We start from the raw sequence: 20,587 nt of genomic DNA, 5'->3' as shown, positions 1-20,587 counted from the left end.
GGTCGCGGCGTCAACCGCCGTGGCGTCTGCCTGGTACCGCCGCTGCGGCTTCGACCCTGTCAGCGCCTGGTTTGGCGCCTCGCCGGGCGCCATGACCGCGATGATCCTCCTGGGTGAACGATGCGGCGGCGACCCGCAGCGCATTGCCATTGCCCAGTCGCTGCGTATCGTGCTGGTGATCCTCTTTCTACCGCCGCTTTTCTGGGCATTCGAAGGGGGAGAAGGCACGCTGGGCCCGGCAGAGTCAGCACTCACCGATGGCTGGCTGCTGCTTGCTATTCCGCTGTTGCTGCCGCTGGGCAAATGGCTGCGCCTGCCAAGCCCCGCGCTGCTCGCTCCCTTGTTAGCCACCGCGCTACTCTCCGGGCTGGATATTGCTAGCCTCGCCTTGCCAAGCTGGGGTATGAACCTGATGCTCTGGGTGCTGGGCAGTGCCATTGGCTCGCGTTTTCAAGGCATGACACGGCGGTTGTTGGGGCGCTATCTGTGGCAATCGGGCGTGGCAACGCTGCTAGCGCTGGTGGTGCTGGCGCTGTTTGCCGAGCTTATCCACCAAACCGTTGGCGTCGGACGCGATGTGGCGCTCTTGGCGCTGGCCCCTGGTGGCATTGGTGAAATGGCGATTCTCGCCGTCGCGCTCAACATTGACCCAGTGTTTGTGGCTTTTCACCACTTATTGCGGATGGTCACCCTGATGATTGTCGCTCCCTTCTGGGCCCGCTGGCTAATGCGTCATCATCCTGACGCCTGACGTCGCGATCATTACGCTAACGTTCCTAAGCCGTACTCCCTTTTATCGCGTCATGTAAGGACTCTTCATGCTGTCACGTCTGCTCTCGCCGCTGTTCCGTTTTTTTGAGGAGCGCGTTAACCCCTACCCAGAGGGTGAGGTCACCACACCGCCCAAAGGGTTGCTGTCCTTCATTTGGCACTTTTCGCGCCCGGTGTGGCCGTGGCTGCTAGTGATGTCGCTGATTACGGCAGTGGTATCTGCCGCAGAGGTGGTGTTCTTTAGCTACATGGGAGATTTGGTGGATTGGCTGGGCGGCGTCGAGCGCGCCGATTTTTGGGCCAACCACGGGCTGTGGTTGGCGGGCCTTGGTTTGTTAGTGGTGGTGGGCCTGCCGCTACTGGTGCTGCTGCAGTCGCTGGTCACCCACCAGAGCATTTTTGGTAACTACCCGATGATTGGCCGCTGGCTCTCTCATCGCCATATGCTCAGCCAGAGTCTGGCGTTCTATCAAGATGAGTTTGCCGGGCGGGTATCGCAAAAAGTGATGCAAACTGCGCTGGCCGTGCGGGAAACCGTCACGAAAGTGATGGATCTGATGGTGTACGCCATCGTCTATTTTACCGGGGCGGCCATTCTGTTGGGACGCGCCGATCCATGGCTGCTGCTGCCGCTAGGCCTTTGGCTGATCGGCTATTTGGGCATCATGCGCTTTTTCGTACCGCGCCTGCGGGATGTTTCCATGGCCCAGGCGGATGCTCGCGCGCAAATGACTGGCCGCGTGGTGGATAGCTACAGCAATATCCAGACTATCAAGCTGTTTGCCGATACTCAGCGCGAAGAGCGCTACGCCAAAGATGCTATGGAGGGCTTTATGGTCACCGTGCATCGCCAGATGCGTTTGGTCACGGTGATGAGCGTCTGCTTGACGCTGCTTAATACGCTGCTGCTAGTTGGCACGGCAGGCATGGCGATTGCCGCGTGGTACATGGAGGCGATCTCCCTGGGCGTGCTGGCCATCGCCATTGCCCTGGTGATGCGGATCCGCTTTATGTCCGACTGGATTTTATGGGAAGTCGCCGGGCTGTTTGAAAACATCGGCACGGTGCAGGATGGCATGAACACCATCGCCCAGGAGCCGACGGTGAAAGACGCGCCCAACGCCAAAGCGCTGACCGTACCCAACGGCGAGATCGTCTTCGATACGCTGCGCTTCCAGTATGCCCAGGCAAAAGGGGAGAGCAAAAATGTGTTTGATGGGCTGAACCTGACCATCAAGCCCGGTGAAAAGATCGGCCTGATTGGACGCTCTGGGGCGGGGAAATCGACCCTGGCGAACCTGCTGCTGCGCTTTTACGACTTGCAGGGCGGGCGCATTTTGATCGACGGACAAAACATTGCTGAGGTCACCCAGACCTCGCTGCGCCATCAGATCGGCATGGTGACCCAAGACACCTCGCTGCTGCACCGCTCGCTGCGGGACAACATCCGCTACGGCAGCCCGAATGCCAGCGATGCGGATGTCTGGCAGGCGGTGTGCCGCGCCCATGCTGATACCTTCATCAACGACCTAGTCGACCCCAAAGGGCGGCGAGGTTTGGATGCTCATGTGGGTGAGCGGGGCGTGAAGCTCTCCGGCGGCCAGCGCCAGCGTATTGCCATTGCCCGGGTGCTGCTCAAAGACGCCCCGATTCTGGTGTTGGATGAAGCCACCTCGGCGTTGGATTCCGAAGTCGAAGCGGCGATTCAAGAGCAGTTGGATGCCTTGATGGAGGGCAAAACCGTGATTGCCATCGCCCATCGGCTCTCCACCATCGCCATGCTGGACCGTTTGATTGTGGTGGATGAAGGGCGCATGGTGGAAAGCGGCACCCACCAGGAGTTGCTCGCCCGAAACGGCATTTATGCAGGCCTTTGGCAGCGCCAGTCGGGCGGCTTTTTGGGCAACGACCTTGATCCTGATGACAACGCCCCCATTTGAGACTAGACCGGTCGCCTAGTAAGGGCGCATTAACAGGAGGTAGTGATGCAAGCGATTGAGCTTCAACAACCCGGCGGTTTAGATAAATTAAATGTTGTCGACGTGGCAGCCCCAGGGGAGCCAGGCCCCGGCGAGATTAAAGTGCGCCTGCACGCCAGCTCACTGAACTTTCACGACTACGCGGTCGTGGCGGGGATGATTCCCACCGACGATAAGCGCATCCCAATGTCGGATGGCGCGGGCGTGGTGGAATCCGTTGGCGAAGGTGTGGAAGAGTTTGCCGTGGGCGATGCGGTCGTCTCGACTTTCTTCCCTTACTGGCTGGAAGGCCCGGCGCGCGTAGGCGACTTCACCACCACGCCTGGCGATGGCGTCGATGGCTATGCCCGCGAGCAGGTGATTCGCCCGGCTGAGTGGTTTACTCGCCAGCCGCAAGGCTACAGCCATGCAGAATCCGCCACGCTGACAACCGCCGGTTTAACTGCTTGGCGCGCGTTAGTCGTCGATGGCGGCCTGAAAGCGGGGGATACCGTGCTAGTGCTGGGCACTGGCGGCGTGTCTATCTTTGCGCTGCAGTTTGCCAAGATGATGGGCGCTCGCGTCATTGCTACCACTTCCTCCAACGAGAAGTTGGCGCGCCTTCGGGAGCTGGGGGCTGAGCACACGATTAACTACCGCGAAACGCCGGAGTGGGGCAAAGCGGTCAAAGCTCTCACCAATGGTGAAGGCGTGGATCACGTGGTTGAAATCGGCGGCCCGGGTACGCTGCCGCAATCCATTGACGCGGTGAAGATTGGCGGGCATATCTCACTGATTGGTGTTCTCACCGGGCGTGAAGGGGAAATTCCCACCGCCAAGCTCATGGCGAAACAGGCCAAGCTGCAGGGGCTGATTGTCGGTAGCCGTCGCCACCAGGTAGAGATGATTAACGCCATTGAAGCGGCTAACTTGAAACCGATTATTGATCGTGAGTTCGCGCTTACTGAGATCTCAGAGGCATTTCGTTACCAGGAGTCTGGCAAGCACTTTGGTAAAATCTGCCTGACCTTCTGATAATCAAGCGCTAACAATCGTACTACACGTCTGCATGGGAGGCGGGCGTGTAGTGCGTATCAACCATGTTGCCCTACTCTCCTAATCGGCTAAATACCACGCCTTTTACCTCAAGCTCCCAGATGTCGTCGTAAGGCACAGTGACGCCATCCATATCGCCAGGGTCGCCGGTACTGTTTTTAATCACGGTTTCGGGAATGACCTTCACTCCCATCACCCCGACATGCTGAATTCTTCCGCTGAACCGGTTGCCTTCCTGGTCAACGAGTACTCGCTCGCCAGCAATGCACTTTGCAAGCTTCTCGTGTAGTTCTGCCATAGTGACGTTAACCACGCTCATCGTTGCCTCCTGCGCATCGCTTGAAGTGTGAGTTACTTGGGTATAACGACTTTATTTTAGACGATAAGTTCGGCTAGCCCCGGGGGTATGGCATAAGGCATGCTAACCTTAATCTAGTTTACTGAATCGAGGCGGGATATGGCGCAAGGCTCAACGAACGCGGCTTTATCGCCATGGAACGTGGTGGCATTAGACACCTTTCAAACCCCTGAGCGCACTCAGGCGAGCCAGTGGCGGCGTAGCTGGCGAGCGGCCACCACCTGGATGATAGGCAAGGAAGCTTCCGAGCGCCAAGCGAAGCAGGAGAGTGAACTGCGCGCGCTGCCTGAAGTGAAGCTGGCGCATGTTGCGCCCCCCATTGACTGGATGCCCGCCACCGAACGCTTGAAACAGGCGCTGAAAGACTACGAAGATGCGCCGGTTGTGCTGTTTATTTCACCGCCTTACGGCGGGCACAGCACCGTGGTGAGCCAATGGGCTGCGCAACAGGATATTCCTTGCCTCACCGTACCCACGCTGAAAGAGCTAGTGGACGGCAGCCTAGCCTGGGTAGAAGACGCTACCCAGCTAAAGCGCTGGGCAATTCCTGCCTTGGAGTACCACTTTTTACGCCATACCAATGGCTTGCAAGGCGTTCGTGAGTTGCTTGAGCGTGCCTTGAGTGGGCGCCTGGGGCAGAGCGTGATGGGGTGCGACAGCTGGACCTACGCCTACTTACAGCATGCGGTGGGGCTGGAGGGCGTGCCGGTATTGACCCTCCAAGGGCTCGAAGGTGAACAGTTGGCCCACTATTTTTCCCAAGCAGCGGGGGAGTGCCCGACGGTGTACAGTACACGTACGGGCAAATCGATTCTCACCAGCGACAGTGATCAAAAAGTGGTCTTTAAAGAGCTGCAACGCCTAACGGCACACTGCCGGGGGCACCTGGGAATTGCCTGGCACTACTGGCGCGAGCGGCTGCGTGAGCCAGCAGAAGATTCGGATAGCAGTGATAACAATGGCCATAAACGTAGCGATAAAAGTAGCGATAAAGAGGATAGCGACACTTCTCAAGAACTGTGGCTACTGGACGCGCTGGCTGAAGCCGAACTACCCACAGATACCGGCGATCTAGCTACTTTACTGCTGCATACCCTGCTGATTCACGGCGGGCTAGAAGACCAAGCCTTAAAGCACGTGCTGCCCTTTTCTGACCACGAAGCGTTAAATGCACGCTTTGCCCTGGCGCGGCGCGGCATTCTTAGCAGCCAGCAGGGGCGCTGGCAGGTGGCTCCGCTTAGCTATGCCAGTGTGCGGCAGTTGCTTGAGTCGCGTAACTATCTCGTTGACCCGCTTTAGGAGCACTGATGGAAGACCAAGGGCAGTACGCCAAGCTGTTTAACGATATAGATAGCCAAACGCTGATCACGCTCGGCATTATCTTGGTCAGCACGATTCTGCTGATTGTTGTCAGCCAGCGAGGGCTCAACTGGGTGGCGAATCGGCTGCACGGCCAAGTGCGCTTTCGGGTCTTTGCCCTGGTGCCGCTCACCAGGCTGATCATTTTGATTGCCGCGCTCGCCATTGCCGTACCGATCATTATCGAGCCGTCGCTGCGCAATATGGTGACGCTGCTGGGGGCCATTGGGTTAGCCATAGGTTTTGCGCTGAAAGATTATGTCAGCAGCTTGATTGCCGGGGTGGTGTCTGCCGTCGAGCTGCCATACCGCCCTGGCGATTGGGTGAAGATTGAAGGCACCTACGGTGAGGTAAAGCACGTGGGGATGCGCACGGTGAAAGTTCAAACGCCGGACGATGACTTGGTGGCCGTGCCGCATTTAAAGCTGTGGGACACCGCCATCTACAACGCCAACAACGGCGGCACCAGCCTACAGTGCGTGGCGAGTTTTTACCTACACCCTGAGCATGAAGCCGGTTGGGTACGTAAGGCGCTGCGGGATGTAGCGCTGACCAGCGCGTACTTAAAGTTTGACGAGCCGATTATCGTGGTGGCGGAGGAGAAGCCCTGGGGCACCCATTACCGTATCCGTGCTTATCCCGTCGACCCCCGACAGCAGTTTCTGTTTATCACTGACTTAACGGTGCGCGGCAAAGCAGTGCTAAGCACTGCTGGCATTCAACCAGCGCTGCTACCACCGGATGCCGCCCTAGATGCACGAGGTGCCGCTAGCTGATGACAACACCAACCACACTCTATATCGGATGGGACGTGGGTGGCTGGAACTGCGACAACAACTCTGCCAGCCGCGATGCGCTGGTGCTGCTGGATGACGCGCTCAATGTGATAGGCACGCCGTGGCGGGGAAACCTGCGCGTAACGCTAAATGACGCTACCTCTAGCCGTGATGTGATCAACCGGCTGCTGGCGCTGTGCCAATATGTGCCCAGTGGCAATGAGCGAGTGGCGATGGCGATTGATACGCCGTTAGCGCTTCCTCAGGCGCTTCTGGCACTTGCCCGTGGCGAGGCGGTGGATTCATTGGGCCGCTCCCAGGATAACCCTTATCTATACCGGGAGACTGAGCGCTGGCTATTCGCCCGAGGGGTCACGCCGCTTTCGCCGATTAAAGACATGATTGGCAGCCAAGCCACCAAAGGCATGCACTTTCTAGCACGGTTTGCTCCGCATATAACGGCCTGCGGGCAGTGGCAGTCGGTAGCGGGGGAGCTGTGTGCGGTCGAGGGTTATCCGTCGCCCGCTAAACGGTCGGCTGGGTTTGCGGCGCTGCGTCAGCGCGTGTACATGCCTGAAACATTGCACGCCATGCTCCATCAACCAACGCCAAAGCAGCAGGATATTCACGATGCTTGGCACTGTGCGCTACTGGCGTGGAGCTTGGAGCATGCAAAAGAGAGCGTGGCTTGGCCGCCAGCAGAGATGCCAGCGGCCGAAGGGTGGATCTTTGTACCGAGGGATGCGTTAAGCGAATAGCCGTTTAAGCGTTCTCTTCCGGCAGCTCCGCGCTGTGGAAGACGTTTTGCACATCGTCTAGCTCTTCCAGCATGCCAAGGAATTTTTCAAACATCGCCACATCATCGCCTTCAATTGGCGTGGTGGTTTGCGGCAGGAACTGGATCTCATCCGTTTCAAAGTCGATTTCGCCGAAGGCATCCAGCAGTGCCTGCTTGGCTTTGGCGTAGTCGGTATGCGGGGCAAACACCGTGATGCGGCCCTCTTCCTGCTCAATGTCAGTAACATCCACGTCGGCTTCCATCAGCGCTTCCAGTACGGCTTCTTCATCGCTGCCGTTAAAGGAGAAAATTGCGCAGTGGTCGAACATGTGGCTGACGCTGCCCGGCGTGCCGATCTTGCTCTTGGTTTTGGTGAAGCAGCCGCGTACATCGCCAAAGGTGCGATTGGGGTTGTCGGTCAAGCAGTCGACAATCACCATGGCGTTGCCGGGGCCAAAGCCCTCGTAGCGCGCCGGGGAGAAGTCTTCGCCGCCTGCGCCGCTGGCTTTATCCAGGGCTTTATCAATAACGTGAGATGGAACTTGGTCTTTCTTGGCACGCTCCATCAAACCGCGCAGCGCGAGGTTACCGTTGGGGTCCGTGCCGCCCGCTTTGGCACAGACGTAAATTTCACGCCCATACTTGCTGTAAACCTTGGTTTTCGCAGCGGCCGTTTTGGCCATGGATTCCTTACGGTTTTGAAACGCCCTACCCATATTGAAGTCCTTTATTAGCCATGAACCGCCTGCATGGCAGGCGTCATCGTTTTCAAAAAGGGGAAAATTTTACCCAACAGCGTACCATGCTAACAGCGTTATTTAAGCGCCTGGGTGGTTTCCCCTACGGTTAAAAGACATGCTACAGGCAACAACACAAGAATTGGCCTTAGCTTAGGCAAGCGCTGTCGTATACTGGCCAGCTCATAACGATGCTATCCATGGAGGAGAAAATGCCGCTGACACTCTGGCTTTCGCTGGCTGCCATTTGTGCGATGGGGGCCATGTCGCCTGGGCCAAGCTTAGCATTGGTGCTACGCCACACTTTGGGGGGTGGCCGTGTGCCAGGAATGACCGCCGCGATCTTTCATGCCTTAGGCGTAGGGTTTTACGCGTTGCTCACCGTGCTGGGCTTGGGCGCTGTAATGGTACGCTTTCCCGAGCTTTTTCAGCTGATTACATGGTTTGGTGCTGCCTACCTGGCGTGGCTGGGGATAAAAGCGTTGCGGGCGGGCCGGGGTGGCGCGCTTACGCCGGGCGCCGTGGCCACCACACCGCGTCAGGCGGCCAAAGAGGCGGTGCTGGTGGCACTGGGCAACCCTAAGCTGATCATCTTTTTTGTGGCGCTATTAAGCCAGTTTGTCACCCCCGAGATGAGCCTACTCGCCAAGGCGATTATCGTGGCCACGGCTATTATTATTGATGGTGGCTGGTACGTGCTGGTGGCCGTAGGGCTTTCTCACTCTCGGGTGCTGCCGTGGCTGCAGCGCCACGCCCACTGGATTAACCGCATTACCGGCGTACTGTTGATTGCGCTGGCGCTGCGTGTGGTGGCGGGGCCCATCATTTAATTTCCACGCTGGTGTCACTACCGTTGCCATGGCAAGGTAAGGCGCATTCTGGTAAAGGCATTTAGAGGCCTGGCGATGACGATTTACGAGCAGGATTGTTATACCCACCAGGGTGAGCCTTTTAACCTGCGCGCACTGCGCGGGCAGGTACTGCTGGTGGTGAATGTGGCCAGCCAGTGCGGCTTCACTCCTCAGTTAAAAGAGCTTGAGGGGCTTTATCAGCGCTATCGGGATCGCGGCTTTATGGTGTTGGGCTTTCCCTGCAACCAGTTTGGGCGCCAGTCGCCCGAGAGTGCCGAGGCGTTCTGCGCCTTTGGCGAGCAGCAGTTCGGGGTGAGCTTTCCGCTGCTGGAAAAGGTGAAAGTCAACGGCTCCGATGCTCACCCGCTATTTGTACAGCTCAAGCGGGAGGCGCCGGGGTTTTTGGGCACCAAAGCTGTAAAGTGGAATTTCACCAAGTTTCTGGTAGGCCGAGATGGCAAGGTCATCGCCCGCTTTGGCCCCAAGGATCATGGGTTAACGCTGCGCTTAGCCCTTGAAGCCGCACTGGATAAAGAGTGAATCAGCCAGCCGCTAAACCTCCCCGCGCGCGACCATCAAGCGTTGCATTAGCTCGGTCCAGCGATGGCGAACCATCATGGTCGTCAATCCCGAAAAGAGTGCCCAGCTTTTGCGCCGCCAGCCTTTCAGTTTCAGATTGTGGTTCACCAGCTGCTTCATCAGTTTGTAGTCATCGAACTTGCGCCACTCGCTGGCGACTGACAGCTGGTGGCGTGACATCACCGGCGCTAGCTCTAAGCGCAGCATCCACTCAAGCTCTTTGAGCGACATCTTGTGCTGCTCAATCACCTCAATCATATGGGCGTAGTCGCGCTCGCTGGGTTCGCGGTCAAGCCAGAGAGGGGCGAGTGCGAGCCACAAATCGCCCCGCTCATCGACTAGCTGCTGTGCATTCATTAAAGATCCCGTCGGCAAGTGGTGGGCAGGCCGCTATCCTGCCGCGAATGGCGGATAAGCTCAAGAGCGGACAGGGCGCGCCGAGACCGCTAGAATACCCTCATTGATAACTCGGCACTGCCGTGCCGAACGCAATACTCATCTGATGAAGGGGTCGAATGTGATCATTAAACCGAAAGTGCGTGGCTTTATCTGCACCACCACCCACCCGAAAGGCTGCGAGCAGAACGTTCTCGAGCAGATCGAAGCGACCCGCGCCCGTGGTTTGGATAAAAGCCAAGGCCCGAAGAAAGTGCTGGTGATCGGTGCCTCTAGCGGTTACGGCCTAGCGGCGCGTATTACCGCCGCCTTTGGTTACGGCGCCGACACTCTGGGGGTGTTTTTTGAAAAGCCGGGCACCGAGAAGAAGCCGGGCACCGCTGGCTGGTACAACAGCGCCGCGTTCGATAAGTTTGCCAAGCAGGAAGGTCTGTACAGCAAATCCATTAATGGCGATGCGTTCTCCCACGAAGCGCGGGAAAAAGCCATTGAGCTGATCAAGCAGGACATGGGCGAGATTGATCTCGTGGTCTACTCGCTGGCGTCTCCCGTGCGCAAACTGCCTGACAGCGGTGAGCTAAAGCGCTCCAGCTTGAAGCCGATTGGTGAGACCTACCGCGCCACGGCGATCGATACCAATAAAGACGCCATCATCGAAGCCGAAGTGGAACCGGCCACCCAGCAAGAGATCGACGACACCATCACCGTGATGGGCGGCGAAGATTGGGAACTGTGGATGAGCGCGCTGGATGACGCAGGCGTGCTTGCCAAAGGTGCACGCAGCGTAGCGTTTAGCTACATCGGCACCGAAATTACCTGGCCGATCTACTGGCATGGTGCCCTGGGTAAAGCCAAAGAGGACCTGGACCGCGCAGCGTCCGCCATCGATGCCAAGCTCAAAGAGAGCGGTGGCGGTGCCAACGTGGCCGTGCTGAAATCCGTCGTTACCCAAGCCAGCGCCGCGATCCCCGTGATGCCGCTGTATATCGCCATGGTCTACCGCATCATGAAAGAGCAGGGCCTGCACGAAGGCACCATTGACCAGCTGAACCGCCTGTTCGGCGAGCGTCTTTACTCCGGCCAGACTGGCGAAATGGTCACCGACGACCACGGTCGCCTGCGTTTGGACGACTGGGAACTGCGCGACGACGTTCAAAAAGCCTGCCAAGACCTCTGGCCGGAAGTCACCACCGAGAACTTATTCGACATTACCGACTATGCTGGTTACAAGCATGAGTTTTTGAAGCTGTTTGGCTTCGAGCGTAACGACGTTGATTACGACGCCGATGTGAACCCGGAAGTCGAGTTTGATGTCGTGACACTATAGGGCAACGCGCGACGGGTAACGCTTGCCGCCGCGCTGTTGATCATCTAACCGGATAGGATGAGGTGCTGTATGGATACCAGAGAGAGCAAGACCCGGGAAGAAGAGAAAGAGCATATGCTGAGCGAGCGCTTACCCGAAGATTTCGAGACCTCGCAGCCTCAGCAGCAACCAGAAGCGAAAAAGCCTGCTAATGGGCTGCATAAAATGCTGCCGTTAATCATCGTGATTATGGGCATCATCGTCGCTGGCATTGTGATGCTGGGGCTAGGCAATAGCGGCGGCTAAATCTTGCGCTTTTGCGGTACACATTGCCGGGCCTATGGTCCGGCAGTATGCGTTTAAGCCCCCCTGTTTTTGCATTCTGGGCGATGACTACGCCAAGTGATGATTTTAATGTTTGTAAGCTTTTGCACCTATCTCCTGCTAAAAGTCCGTTAACCTAAGTACAACGTTACTGTTTCTTGCCGTTTTACGTTGCGTTCAAGCGCTGTGGTTAACTAGCTTGCAAAGTGTACTTCAGGAAAAAGTGCACTTCAGCAAAAGGAGAAAGGGTATGAAACGGACAGCACTCGCAGTAGCCATTGGTACAGTATGTGCCGGATTGTCAGGCATCGCTTTTGCCCAAAATGATGATCAGACTGACGCATCGACCACACGGGACATGTCGCAACAGCGACAGAACGAAGTGGCCGAACAGCAGCTCCAAAATGGCCAAAACCAAGATGGCAACGAGACAATGGATGTCACTGTTGACCAAGCGCCTGCGGATGTTCAGGTTCAGCAGGAGTCGCCCAATATTACGGTGGAGCAGTCCCAGCCCGATGTCACTATTGAGCAGCCCAAACCTGAAGTGACTATTGAGCAGCCTGAGCCAGAAGTCACGGTGGAAGAGGCGGAGCCGAACGTCACCGTTGAGCAGCGCGGCGAGCCAGAGGTCACCATTGAGCAGGCCGACAATGCTGAGGTAGAGGTTAACCGGGGTAACGAAGAGCGTGACCAAGAACAGCAGTCAGAGCAGCAGAATCAGCAAGTTGTAAAGGAAGACGTTCAGCAGAACGACCAGGGCAATTCGCTGATGGCGGAGCGCGCACGGGACCTGGAAGGCATGAGCGTCGCTAACCAACAGGGTGATGAAGTGGGTGAAATCCAGCACATCGCCCGTCATCAAGAGAGTGGCGAGCTGTTTGCGATTGTCTCGATTGGCGGCATCTGGGGCTTCGGCGCTAGTGATGTAGCGCTCCCCGTGAAAGAGATGCAGCGCGAAGGAGACCAGTTGGTCGTCAACACCGACTACGGTAGCGAAGAGATCGAAGCGTCCGCCGACGAATACCGCGAGAGTGACTACCAGATTATTGATAACCAAACGACGCTTTCAGACGCGGAAGAGAACAGGTAACACTCACTCGCTATAGCCCTGCGACGTCTTTTTTGAGATAGCGACAGCAGGCGCTGCCTTCAGTGGCACAATTGGGTAAGATGTTGGTACCACAAATGACCCAGTTAGCCAGCGGCGGTTTTCATGCAGCGCAATAGGCAGTACAGCGAACCCACATGCACTCCAGTACGTTAACGCCACCCCCTAGCAACCGCAGGCGGGTGGCGTTTGTGCTGCTGCCGGGGTTTTCGCTGTTGGCTCACGCCAGCGCTATTGAGCCGCTGCAAATGGCCAACCAACTGAGCGGCCAGATGCTGTATCACACCGTGACCCTCAGCCTAGATGAAGAGCCCGTGCGCAGCGGCGCGCAGCTTTCGCTCATCGCGCAGCATGCGTTAGGAGCCCCCCTTGGCCCGCTGGATTTACTGCTGGTGTGTGCGCCTACGCCGCTACCCTACGTATTGCCCGCGAAGCTCAATGAGTGGCTGCGTAGCCATCATGGCCGTGGCGTTGCTATCGGCGGTTTGGCCGGAGGCACCGAGGTGCTCGCTCGCTGTGGTTTGCTGGAAGGCTACCGCGCTACCTTGCCTTGGCAGCGCTTCGATGCGTTTGCCCAAGCCTATCCCCAGGTGACGCTCTCCCAACAGCTGTTTGAAATTGATCGCGACCGCCTGACCTGCGCGGGCGGCACCGCCGCTATGGATATGATGCTCACGCTAATTGGCAAGCATCACGGCCCGCGCCTAGCCGAGCAGGTCTCCGAACAGTTCGTCTGCGACCGTATTCGCTTGGCCGATGAACGCCAGCATGTGCCGCTGCGTAACCGTTTGGGCCACGCGCCCCAGAGCTTGGTAGATGCGGTGACTCTCATGGAAGCAAATATTGAAGAGCCGCTCTCGACGTTGGAACTGGCCGAGCATTTGGGGATCTCCCGGCGTCAGCTGGAGCGATTATTCAAGAAGTACTTGCAGGCGGTGCCCAGCCGCTACTACCTCGACCTGCGTTTGCAGGAGGCACGCAAACAGCTGCGTGAGAGTGACCGGGCCGTCGGTGATATTGCCTTTGCCACTGGGTTTTCTTCAGGGGCTCACTTCTCAACCGCCTATCGCCACCATTTCGGTATGACGCCGAGAGAGGAACGGCTCGGATAACGCTTTACGTCAGCGTATCCACAATGCCGCCCTCTACGCGAAGCGCGGCACCGGTAGTGGCACTGGCCTGTGGCGAGGCTGCATAGACGCTCATGTGGGCGACTTCTTCGGGCGTCGCCAAGCGCTGAATGATCGACGACGGACGGTTCTCTTTGACGAAACGCGCTTCTATTTCCTGCTGCGAGATACCCTCTTTCTGAGCGATGTCGCTGAGCATGTTCAACACGCCCTCTGAGCGCGTGGGTCCTGGAAGAATAGCGTTGACCGTGACTTGGGTGCCACTCAATACTTTTGCCAATCCTCGTGAAATAGACAGTAGCGCAGACTTTGTCATGCCATAGTGAACCATTTCGCTGGGAATGTTGATCCCGGATTCGCTGGACACGAACTGGATGCGGCCCCAATCGCGCTCACGCATGCCCTTGGCGTAATGACGCGACAAACGAACCGCACTCATGATGTTAACATCGAAGAATTGTTGCCAAGTGGCGTCGTCTACGTCGAAGAAGTCTTGCGGGCCAAAGATGCCTACGTTGTTGATAAGGATGTCGGTCTCGGGCTGCTGGTCAATCAGAGCCTGACACCCTTCTGGAGTGCCTAGGTCGGCGGCTACCCCGGTCGCGCGGGCCTCTGGAAGGCGCTTTTTTAGGGCAGCGATGGCATCATCCACCCGCTGCTGCGTGCGCCCGGTAACGACTATTTCTGCGCCCGCGTTGGCCAGTCCTTCTGCGATGGCATAGCCGATACCGGCGGTAGATCCGGTGATAATGGCATGCTTGCCGCGTAGATCGATCTTCATGGTTCAGCTCCTTGGGTCAAAAATGTCCGTGCCGCTCCACAAGGCACTAGTGAATGCCCTACTAGTGACAATGGGGCGCTTTAGACATTCTTCAAGGTGATGCGAGCCAGTACTTAGATGTAAATGCACACGTCTCTATTCATAATTTACCGTCCCAATACTGAAAGCAGGGCGTCCTACGCCCCCCGTATACTGATTCAATCGCTTACTCCACTGGAGGTACTGTCCCATGAGCCACACCCCGAACCGTCAAGACTTCGACCACTACATGACGCCTAACTACGCGCCGCAGCAGATTATTCCGGTACGTGGTGAAGGCAGCCGCTTGTGGGACCAAGAAGGCCGCGAGTACATCGATTTCGCTGGCGGTATTGCGGTGAACTCCCTGGGTCACTGCCATCCGGTGCTGGTCAATGCGCTGAAAGAGCAGGGCGAAAAGCTTTGGCATCTCTCCAACGTATTCACCAACGAACCGGCGCTCAAACTGGCCAAAACCCTTACCGAGCGCACCTTCGCCGATAAGGTCTTTTTATGCTCCTCCGGCGGTGAAGCCAACGAAGCTGCGCTGAAGCTGGCACGCCGCTGGGCGGTCGACCACTACGGCGAGCATAAAGACAAAATCATTTCGTTCTACCAGTCGTTCCACGGCCGCACCTTCTTTACCGTCAGCGTAGGCGGCCAGCCCAAGTACTCCCAGGGCTTTGGCCCGGTGCCGGGCGGTATTCTCCACGCCGACTTCAACGACCTGGAGAGCGTTCGCAAGTTCGTGGGCGACGACACCTGCGCCATTATGGTCGAACCGATGCAGGGTGAGGGCGGCATCGTCCCCGCGACCCAAGAGTTCCTGCAGGGCCTGCGCGACCTGTGTGACCAGCACAACGCGCTGCTGATTTTCGATGAAGTGCAAACCGGCGTTGGACGCAGCGGCGAGCTGTATGCCTATAAAAACTTCGGCATTACCCCGGATATTCTCACCAGCGCCAAATCGCTGGGCGGCGGTTTCCCCGTTGGTGCTATGCTGACCACCGACGCCATCGCCACATCGCTAGCCATCGGCACCCACGGCTCCACCTACGGCGGTAACGCATTGGCCTCTGCGGTAGCGCTGGCGGCGGTCGAGTTCATCGATACGCCGGAGGTACTGCAAGGTGTCAAACATCGCCACGATCTGTTCCGCGAGCACCTGGAAACCATCAACCGCAAGCACGGCGTTTTCAAAGAGATCCGTGGTATGGGCATGTTGATGGGGGCCCAGATGTCGGACGCCTTCGAAGGCCGCGCCAAAGATATTTTGCCGTTGGCGATTGAAGAGGGCGTGATGGCGCTCATTGCTGGCCCCAACGTGCTGCGTATGGCGCCGTCATTGGTGATTCCCGAGGAAGACATTGCTGAAGGCATGGCGCGCCTTGAACGTGCCATCGAGCGACTTGTTGCCAGCGCATGAGTAGAGCGCAAGTCACACAAGAGGGGGCGTTAAACATGTTGGTAATCCGACCGGTCACCCTGGCTGACCTTTCCGCCTTAGAGCAACTGGCAGAACATGCGGTGCCACGGCTTACCAACCTGCCTGCCAATCGTGAACGCCTTGAGGAGCGCATCCTGCGCTCCCAGGAAGCATTCGCCAGCGAGATCGAGTTTCCCGGTAACGAGCACTATATGTTCGTACTGGCGGACGATAGCCGCAACGACGTGCTGGGCACGGCCACCATCCGTGCCCAGGCGGGTGCCGCCGAGGCTTACTACACCTACCGCCAAGAGACGCTGATTCACGCCTCTCAGCAGCTTAACGTTCGCCGTGAAGTGCAAACGCTGGCGCTTTCTCATGAGGCCTCGGATGCCACGCTACTTTGTGCGCTGTCGCTCAACCCACGCTACAAAGGCACCAGCGCAGAGAGCCTGCTGCGCCGGGCGCGGCTGATGTTCATCGCCCAATACCCGGAGCGCTTCTCGCGGATTTTGGCGGTGGCCTTTCCCGGCTATTTGGATAGCCAGAATGAATCCCCCTTTTGGGAGAGTGTGGGCCGCCACTTCTTTGCCCGCAGCTTCCAAGAGATGAACCACATGGCGGGCGTGCGTTCGAAGAGCTTTATTGCTGAAGTGATGCCGCAGTTTCCGCTCTACTTACCGCTACTCACGCCCCAGGCCCGCGCTGCGATTGGCCGCGAGCACCCGGCCCATGAAGAGGCGCTGGCGGAAATGTTGGCTGAAGGCTTCGTGCGCTCCCGGCATGTGGATATTTTCGACGCGGGCCCCATCGTCAAAGCCGAGCGCGAACGCTTAGAAACGTTCCGCCGCGCGGCCTGGCACCCGGTTCGGATACGCCCCGAGCACGCGCTGCCGGATGCCGAACCGGCGATGATCGCCAATCAAACGCTGAGCGATTTCCGCTGCATCGTTGCGCGCTATGCGCTCTCGCCCACGGGGCAGCTGATGCTCTCCCCGCAGCACGCGGAGCGTTTGGGTGTAGAAGAGGGGCGGGCGGTGCTGGCGGCACCGTTAACCCTGCCAAGCGCCATCGATGCGCTTGATGAAGGAGAGATGTAATGCGCATTCGACCCATTGCCCGTAATGATCTGGATGGGCTCCAGGCGCTTGCGCAGCAGGCCGGTGTTGGCTTTACCTCGCTGCCGGATAACCGCGAGTTTTTGGCCGGTAAGATCGAGTCCGCCGCCCGCGCGTTCGAAGAGCGTACGCCGGTGGATGACCGTCTCTACTTCTTCGTGCTGGAAGATGAAACCAACGGCGAGCTAGCAGGCTGCTGCGCCATCGAAGGCCAGGTAGGGCGTGAAGTGCCGTTCTACAACTACCGGCTTGGCACGCTGGCGCACTCGTCGGTACAGCTCGATCTGCATCGCACCATCGACACGCTGTTCTTAAGCTCCGACCACACCGGCGATGCCGAAGTGTGTTCGCTGTTTCTGCGTCCGGAGTATCGCGGCGAGGCCAACAAGCACCTGCGTAACGGGGCGCTGCTTTCCAAAGCGCGCTGGCTGTTCATTGCCCAGTTCCGCGACCGCTTTCCGCAGAAAGTGCTGGCCGAGATGCGCGGCGTGTTCGATGACAACAACGTTAGCCCCTTCTGGGAAAGCCTGGGGAAACACTTCTTCCCCATGGATTTCAACGAAGCCGACCGCTTGACCGGCCTGGGCCAGAAGAGCTTCATCGGCGAGCTGATGCCCAAGTTCCCGATCTACACCACCTTCATGTCGGAAGAGGCGCGGGCTTGTATCGGGCAGGTGCACCGGCACACCCGGCCAGCGCTGGAGATGCTCAAAAAAGAGGGGCTGCGCTGGGAAGGCTACATCGACATCTTCGATGGTGGCCCCACGGTGGAGGCCTACATCGATGACGTGCGGGCGATTCGCAACTCGCAGCTTTATCAGGTGGAAGTCTCCTCTAACGCGCCACAAGAGAGCGTTAGCCGCTGGCTGGCGGCATCTACCCAGATGCTGAACTTTACCGCGAGCTGGATCGGCCGCGGCCCGGCAGATAGCAGCACGATTGTGCTCACCCCCGACGAGGCCGAGCGGCTAGGCGTTTCCACCGGCGACGCCGTTCGCCTGCTGGAAACCTAATATTGGCAATCTAAGCGCCCCCTCGACCCGCGCCAAGACGACAAAAACTCAGTGAAGGAGAGCACGATGCACCCCCAGAACATGCACGCCCAGCAGCAGCAACTGATCAACGGCGCCTGGGTCGTCGGCGACGCCGAGCCCTTTACCAAGCACGACCCCGTTGCGGGAACGCTGCTATGGCAAGGGGCGGCTGCCTCTAGCCGTCAGGTAAGCACGGCGGTGGAAGCAGCCCGTGCGGCGTTTCCTGCCTGGGCGCGCACGCCCTTTGCTGAGCGTCAGGCGCTGGTCGAGCGCTTTGTAGACGTATTGACCGCACGTCGCGAAGACTTGGCCATTGCCATCGCCTCGGAAACCGGCAAGCCATTGTGGGAAGCACGCACCGAAGCAGGCGCGATGATTGGTAAGGTCGCGCTCTCCATCAAGGCGTACCACGAGCGCACTGGGGAGCGCGAAAAAGAAGTGGGCAGCGCCAAAGCGGTACTGCGCCACCGCCCCCACGGCGTCATGGCGGTGTTTGGCCCCTATAACTTCCCCGGCCACCTGCCCAACGGCCATATGGTGCCTGCCCTGTTGGCGGGGAACACCGTGGTGTTCAAGCCCAGTGACCAAACCCCGCTCACTGCGGATTTCACCCTGCAGTGCTGGTTAGAAGCCGGATTGCCTGCCGGAGTGATCAACCTCGTGCAGGGCGGTGTCCCGGTCGGGCAGGCGCTCTCCGCCCATCCCGGTATCGATGGCCTGCTGTTTACCGGCAGCGCCAAAGTGGGTGGAATGCTGCAGCAGCAGTTCGCCGGGCAGCTGGATAAAATCCTCGCGCTGGAATTAGGCGGCAATAACCCGCTGGTGGTGAAGGACGTGGATGACGAGCGTGCGGCGGTACTGACGATTCTACAGTCGGCGTTTCTCTCCGGCGGCCAGCGCTGCACCTGCGCCCGCCGCTTGATGGTGCCTCAAGGCGAGGTGGGCGACCGTCTCATCGATGCGCTTTCTGATGCTATCGCCAAGCTGCACGTGGCGGGGCAGTTCGACGAGGAGCCTGCGCCGTTCTATGGCGGCTTGGTAAGCGTTGCTGCAGCCGATGGCCTCCTCAACGCCCAGGATGAACTGGAAGCCATGGGCGGTACGGTTATTAACCGTATGCAGCGCCTCAAAGAGAACACCAGCCTGCTCAGCCCTGCGCTGATCGACGTGACGGGCCTGGACGTGCCCGACGAGGAGCATTTCGGCCCGCTGCTGAAAATACACCGCTACGCGGATTGGGATGAGGCGCTGGCCCTTGCCAACGACACCCGTTACGGCCTGTCTGCCGGGTTGATCGGTGGCGAGCAGGCGGATTGGGACGACTTCCTGCTGCGTATTCGCGCAGGCATTGTGAACTGGAACCGCCAGACCACAGGAGCCTCTGGCGATGCGCCCTTCGGCGGCGTAGGCGACAGCGGCAACCACCGCCCCAGCGCCTACTACGCGGCGGATTACTGCGCCTACCCGGTCGCTTCCATGGAAGCCGAAAGCCTGGAAATGCCCGAAACCCTGCCGCCGGGAGTCAATTTATGAGCGTCAACAGCATTCACGAAGTCAACTTCGATGGCTTGGTAGGGCTTACCCACAACTACTCGGGGCTTGCCCACGGCAACGTGGCCTCCATGAGTCACGGCGGCTTGGTCTCCAACCCCAAAGAGGGGGCGCTGCAGGGGCTGGCCAAAATGAAGTCGCTGATGGACGCAGGCTATGCCCAGGGCGTGCTGCCTCCCCAGCAGCGCCCGGATTTGGGCGCACTGCGAGCGTTAGGCTTTAGCGGCAGCAACAGCGAGATCCTCGCTCAAGCCGCGAAGCAAGCGCCGCAGCTGCTGCGGGCGGTATGTTCAGCCTCCAGCATGTGGACGGCTAACGCAGGCACAATTACCCCCAGCGTCGATGCGCCGGATGGTCGGGTGCACTTTACCCCCGCCAACCTGCAATCCAGCTTCCACCGTTACCTGGAGCCGAAAACCACTGGCCGCGTGCTACAGGCGATTTTCCGCGATGAGCAGCGTTTTGCTCATCACCCGGTGCTGCCCGCTACGCCCGCGTTTTCCGATGAAGGGGCGGCCAACCATACCCGTCTGTGCGGCGAATACGGTGAGCCTGGCGTTCATCTCTTCGTTTACGGCCGTCAAGCGTTTGGTGACGCGCGTAGCAGTGAGCGCGAACCCAAGCGCTACCCCGCCCGCCAAACCCTGGAAGCCAGCCAAGCGGTGGCCCGCCAGCACGGGCTGAGCGAGGCGCAAACCGTCTTCGCCCAGCAGCACCCGGAGGCCATCGATGCCGGGGTGTTCCACAATGATGTGATTGCCGTGGGTAACGGCCCAGTGCTGCTCTACCACGAAATGGCGTTTCTCGATGAAGAGCGCACGCTGGACGAGCTGCGCGCCAAGATGAGCACGCCGCTGATTCCCGTTCGGGTGCCGGTGGAAGCGGTGAGCATGGAAGACGCGGTGGCATCGTACCTGTTCAACTCCCAACTACTCTCCAACACGGATGGCACCATGACCCTGGTGGTGCCCAGCGAGTGCCAAGAGCGGGAAGCCGTTTGGAACACGATTCAAAACTTCATCCTGGCGGGCAATAACCCTATTGGCGAAGTGATCGTTAAAGACGTGAAGCAAAGCATGCGCAATGGCGGCGGCCCCGCCTGCCTGCGCCTGCGCGTGGTGCTAACGGAAGCCGAGCGCGCTGCGCTTACCGGCCGCGTACTGCTCAAC

The 20,587-nt window shown here is 58.7% G+C and carries 21 protein-coding genes; 17 read left to right on the top strand and 4 right to left on the bottom strand.

The window, feature by feature from the left end:
- The 3 genes from BIS10_RS10115 to BIS10_RS10105 form a co-directional block, all read left to right on the top strand.
- Positions 1 to 751 (top strand): AbrB family transcriptional regulator (locus BIS10_RS10115; protein WP_253504931.1); only part of this gene is annotated, 751 nt, incomplete at its 5' end.
- 67 nt (positions 752 to 818) lie between these two features.
- Positions 819 to 2,711, top strand: coding sequence for an ABC transporter ATP-binding protein (locus BIS10_RS10110; protein ID WP_301282020.1), 1,893 nt, complete (start codon positions 819 to 821; stop codon positions 2,709 to 2,711).
- A gap of 45 nt (positions 2,712 to 2,756) precedes the next feature.
- Entirely contained in the window at positions 2,757 to 3,764 is a 1,008-nt protein-coding gene (locus BIS10_RS10105) for an NAD(P)-dependent alcohol dehydrogenase (protein ID WP_253504929.1), read from the top strand.
- Positions 3,765 to 3,837: 73 nt separating this feature from the next.
- Here the strand turns inward: BIS10_RS10105 and BIS10_RS10100 are convergent, their stop codons facing one another.
- Positions 3,838 to 4,104, bottom strand: a complete 267-nt coding sequence (locus tag BIS10_RS10100) for a hypothetical protein (RefSeq protein WP_083024823.1) — start codon at positions 4,102 to 4,104, stop codon at positions 3,838 to 3,840.
- A 138-nt stretch (positions 4,105 to 4,242) separates the two neighbouring features.
- On the opposite strand from BIS10_RS10100, the gene BIS10_RS10095 reads away from it, so the two are divergent.
- Genes BIS10_RS10095 through BIS10_RS10085 form a run of 3 tightly spaced genes read left to right on the top strand, consistent with a single transcriptional unit; the run spans position 4,243 to position 7,036 of the window.
- A complete protein-coding gene (locus BIS10_RS10095; protein ID WP_253504926.1) occupies positions 4,243 to 5,442 on the top strand; it encodes a hypothetical protein in 1,200 nt (399 codons plus the stop codon).
- An 8-nt stretch (positions 5,443 to 5,450) separates the two neighbouring features.
- Complete coding sequence (locus tag BIS10_RS10090) at positions 5,451 to 6,278, top strand: mechanosensitive ion channel family protein (protein WP_253504923.1); 828 nt, start codon at positions 5,451 to 5,453, stop codon at positions 6,276 to 6,278.
- Positions 6,278 to 7,036, top strand: a complete 759-nt coding sequence (locus BIS10_RS10085) for a DUF429 domain-containing protein (protein WP_253504920.1) — start codon at positions 6,278 to 6,280, stop codon at positions 7,034 to 7,036. The genes BIS10_RS10090 and BIS10_RS10085 overlap by 1 nt, the downstream gene beginning before the upstream one ends.
- A gap of 4 nt (positions 7,037 to 7,040) precedes the next feature.
- Here BIS10_RS10085 and BIS10_RS10080 read toward each other — a convergent pair whose 3' ends face one another.
- Entirely contained in the window at positions 7,041 to 7,772 is a 732-nt protein-coding gene (locus BIS10_RS10080) for a YebC/PmpR family DNA-binding transcriptional regulator (RefSeq protein ID WP_083024829.1), read from the bottom strand.
- A gap of 233 nt (positions 7,773 to 8,005) precedes the next feature.
- Between BIS10_RS10080 and BIS10_RS10075 the strand changes: the two genes are divergently transcribed.
- On the top strand, positions 8,006 to 8,623 hold the full coding sequence (locus BIS10_RS10075; RefSeq protein WP_253504916.1) for a LysE family translocator: 618 nt from the start codon (positions 8,006 to 8,008) through the stop codon (positions 8,621 to 8,623).
- Positions 8,624 to 8,698: 75 nt separating this feature from the next.
- Positions 8,699 to 9,184 (top strand): glutathione peroxidase, encoded by a 486-nt coding sequence (locus BIS10_RS10070; RefSeq protein WP_083024926.1) that lies wholly within the window; start codon positions 8,699 to 8,701, stop codon positions 9,182 to 9,184.
- Between the two features lie 12 nt (positions 9,185 to 9,196).
- Here BIS10_RS10070 and BIS10_RS10065 read toward each other — a convergent pair whose 3' ends face one another.
- On the bottom strand, positions 9,197 to 9,580 hold the full coding sequence (locus BIS10_RS10065; RefSeq protein WP_044629259.1) for a hypothetical protein: 384 nt from the start codon (positions 9,578 to 9,580) through the stop codon (positions 9,197 to 9,199).
- A gap of 160 nt (positions 9,581 to 9,740) precedes the next feature.
- Between BIS10_RS10065 and fabV the strand changes: the two genes are divergently transcribed.
- The 4 genes from fabV to BIS10_RS10045 all read left to right on the top strand — a co-directional run bounded on the left by fabV (position 9,741) and on the right by BIS10_RS10045 (position 13,472).
- Positions 9,741 to 10,946: an enoyl-ACP reductase FabV gene (gene fabV / locus BIS10_RS10060; protein WP_083024832.1), complete on the top strand. Its 1,206-nt coding sequence runs from the start codon at positions 9,741 to 9,743 to the stop codon at positions 10,944 to 10,946.
- Positions 10,947 to 11,015: 69 nt separating this feature from the next.
- Positions 11,016 to 11,231: a hypothetical protein gene (locus BIS10_RS10055; protein WP_083024833.1), complete on the top strand. Its 216-nt coding sequence runs from the start codon at positions 11,016 to 11,018 to the stop codon at positions 11,229 to 11,231.
- Positions 11,232 to 11,499: 268 nt separating this feature from the next.
- Complete coding sequence (locus BIS10_RS10050; protein ID WP_083024835.1) at positions 11,500 to 12,342, top strand: PRC-barrel domain-containing protein; 843 nt, start codon at positions 11,500 to 11,502, stop codon at positions 12,340 to 12,342.
- Between the two features lie 155 nt (positions 12,343 to 12,497).
- Entirely contained in the window at positions 12,498 to 13,472 is a 975-nt protein-coding gene (locus BIS10_RS10045) for a GlxA family transcriptional regulator (protein WP_253504913.1), read from the top strand.
- 4 nt (positions 13,473 to 13,476) lie between these two features.
- On the opposite strand, the gene BIS10_RS10040 is transcribed toward BIS10_RS10045, so the two are convergent.
- Positions 13,477 to 14,271 carry an SDR family NAD(P)-dependent oxidoreductase gene (locus tag BIS10_RS10040; RefSeq protein ID WP_083024836.1) on the bottom strand — a complete coding sequence of 265 codons (795 nt, stop codon included), beginning with the start codon at positions 14,269 to 14,271 and terminating at the stop codon, positions 13,477 to 13,479.
- A 229-nt stretch (positions 14,272 to 14,500) separates the two neighbouring features.
- On the opposite strand from BIS10_RS10040, the gene BIS10_RS10035 reads away from it, so the two are divergent.
- The 5 genes from BIS10_RS10035 to astB form a co-directional block, all read left to right on the top strand.
- Positions 14,501 to 15,715 carry an aspartate aminotransferase family protein gene (locus BIS10_RS10035; protein ID WP_253504910.1) on the top strand — a complete coding sequence of 405 codons (1,215 nt, stop codon included), beginning with the start codon at positions 14,501 to 14,503 and terminating at the stop codon, positions 15,713 to 15,715.
- 35 nt (positions 15,716 to 15,750) lie between these two features.
- Positions 15,751 to 16,815, top strand: a complete 1,065-nt coding sequence (locus tag BIS10_RS10030) for an arginine N-succinyltransferase (protein WP_253504907.1) — start codon at positions 15,751 to 15,753, stop codon at positions 16,813 to 16,815.
- A complete protein-coding gene (gene astA, locus BIS10_RS10025) occupies positions 16,815 to 17,846 on the top strand; it encodes an arginine N-succinyltransferase (RefSeq protein WP_083024839.1) in 1,032 nt (343 codons plus the stop codon). The genes BIS10_RS10030 and astA overlap by 1 nt, the downstream gene beginning before the upstream one ends.
- Before the next feature lie 81 nt (positions 17,847 to 17,927).
- The gene (gene astD / locus BIS10_RS10020) at positions 17,928 to 19,400 is read left to right on the top strand and encodes a succinylglutamate-semialdehyde dehydrogenase (RefSeq protein ID WP_253504934.1); all 1,473 of its coding nucleotides are present in this window, start codon (positions 17,928 to 17,930) and stop codon (positions 19,398 to 19,400) included.
- Positions 19,397 to 20,587: N-succinylarginine dihydrolase (gene astB / locus BIS10_RS10015; protein WP_253504904.1), on the top strand; the 1,191-nt coding region annotated here is incomplete at its 3' end. The genes astD and astB, both read left to right, overlap by 4 nt.

The organism is Halomonas sp. 707B3 (assembly GCF_024158645.1).
Classification (GTDB): Bacteria; Pseudomonadota; Gammaproteobacteria; order Pseudomonadales; family Halomonadaceae; genus Vreelandella; species Vreelandella lionensis.
This window is presented reverse-complemented; position numbering and strand designations above follow the sequence as displayed.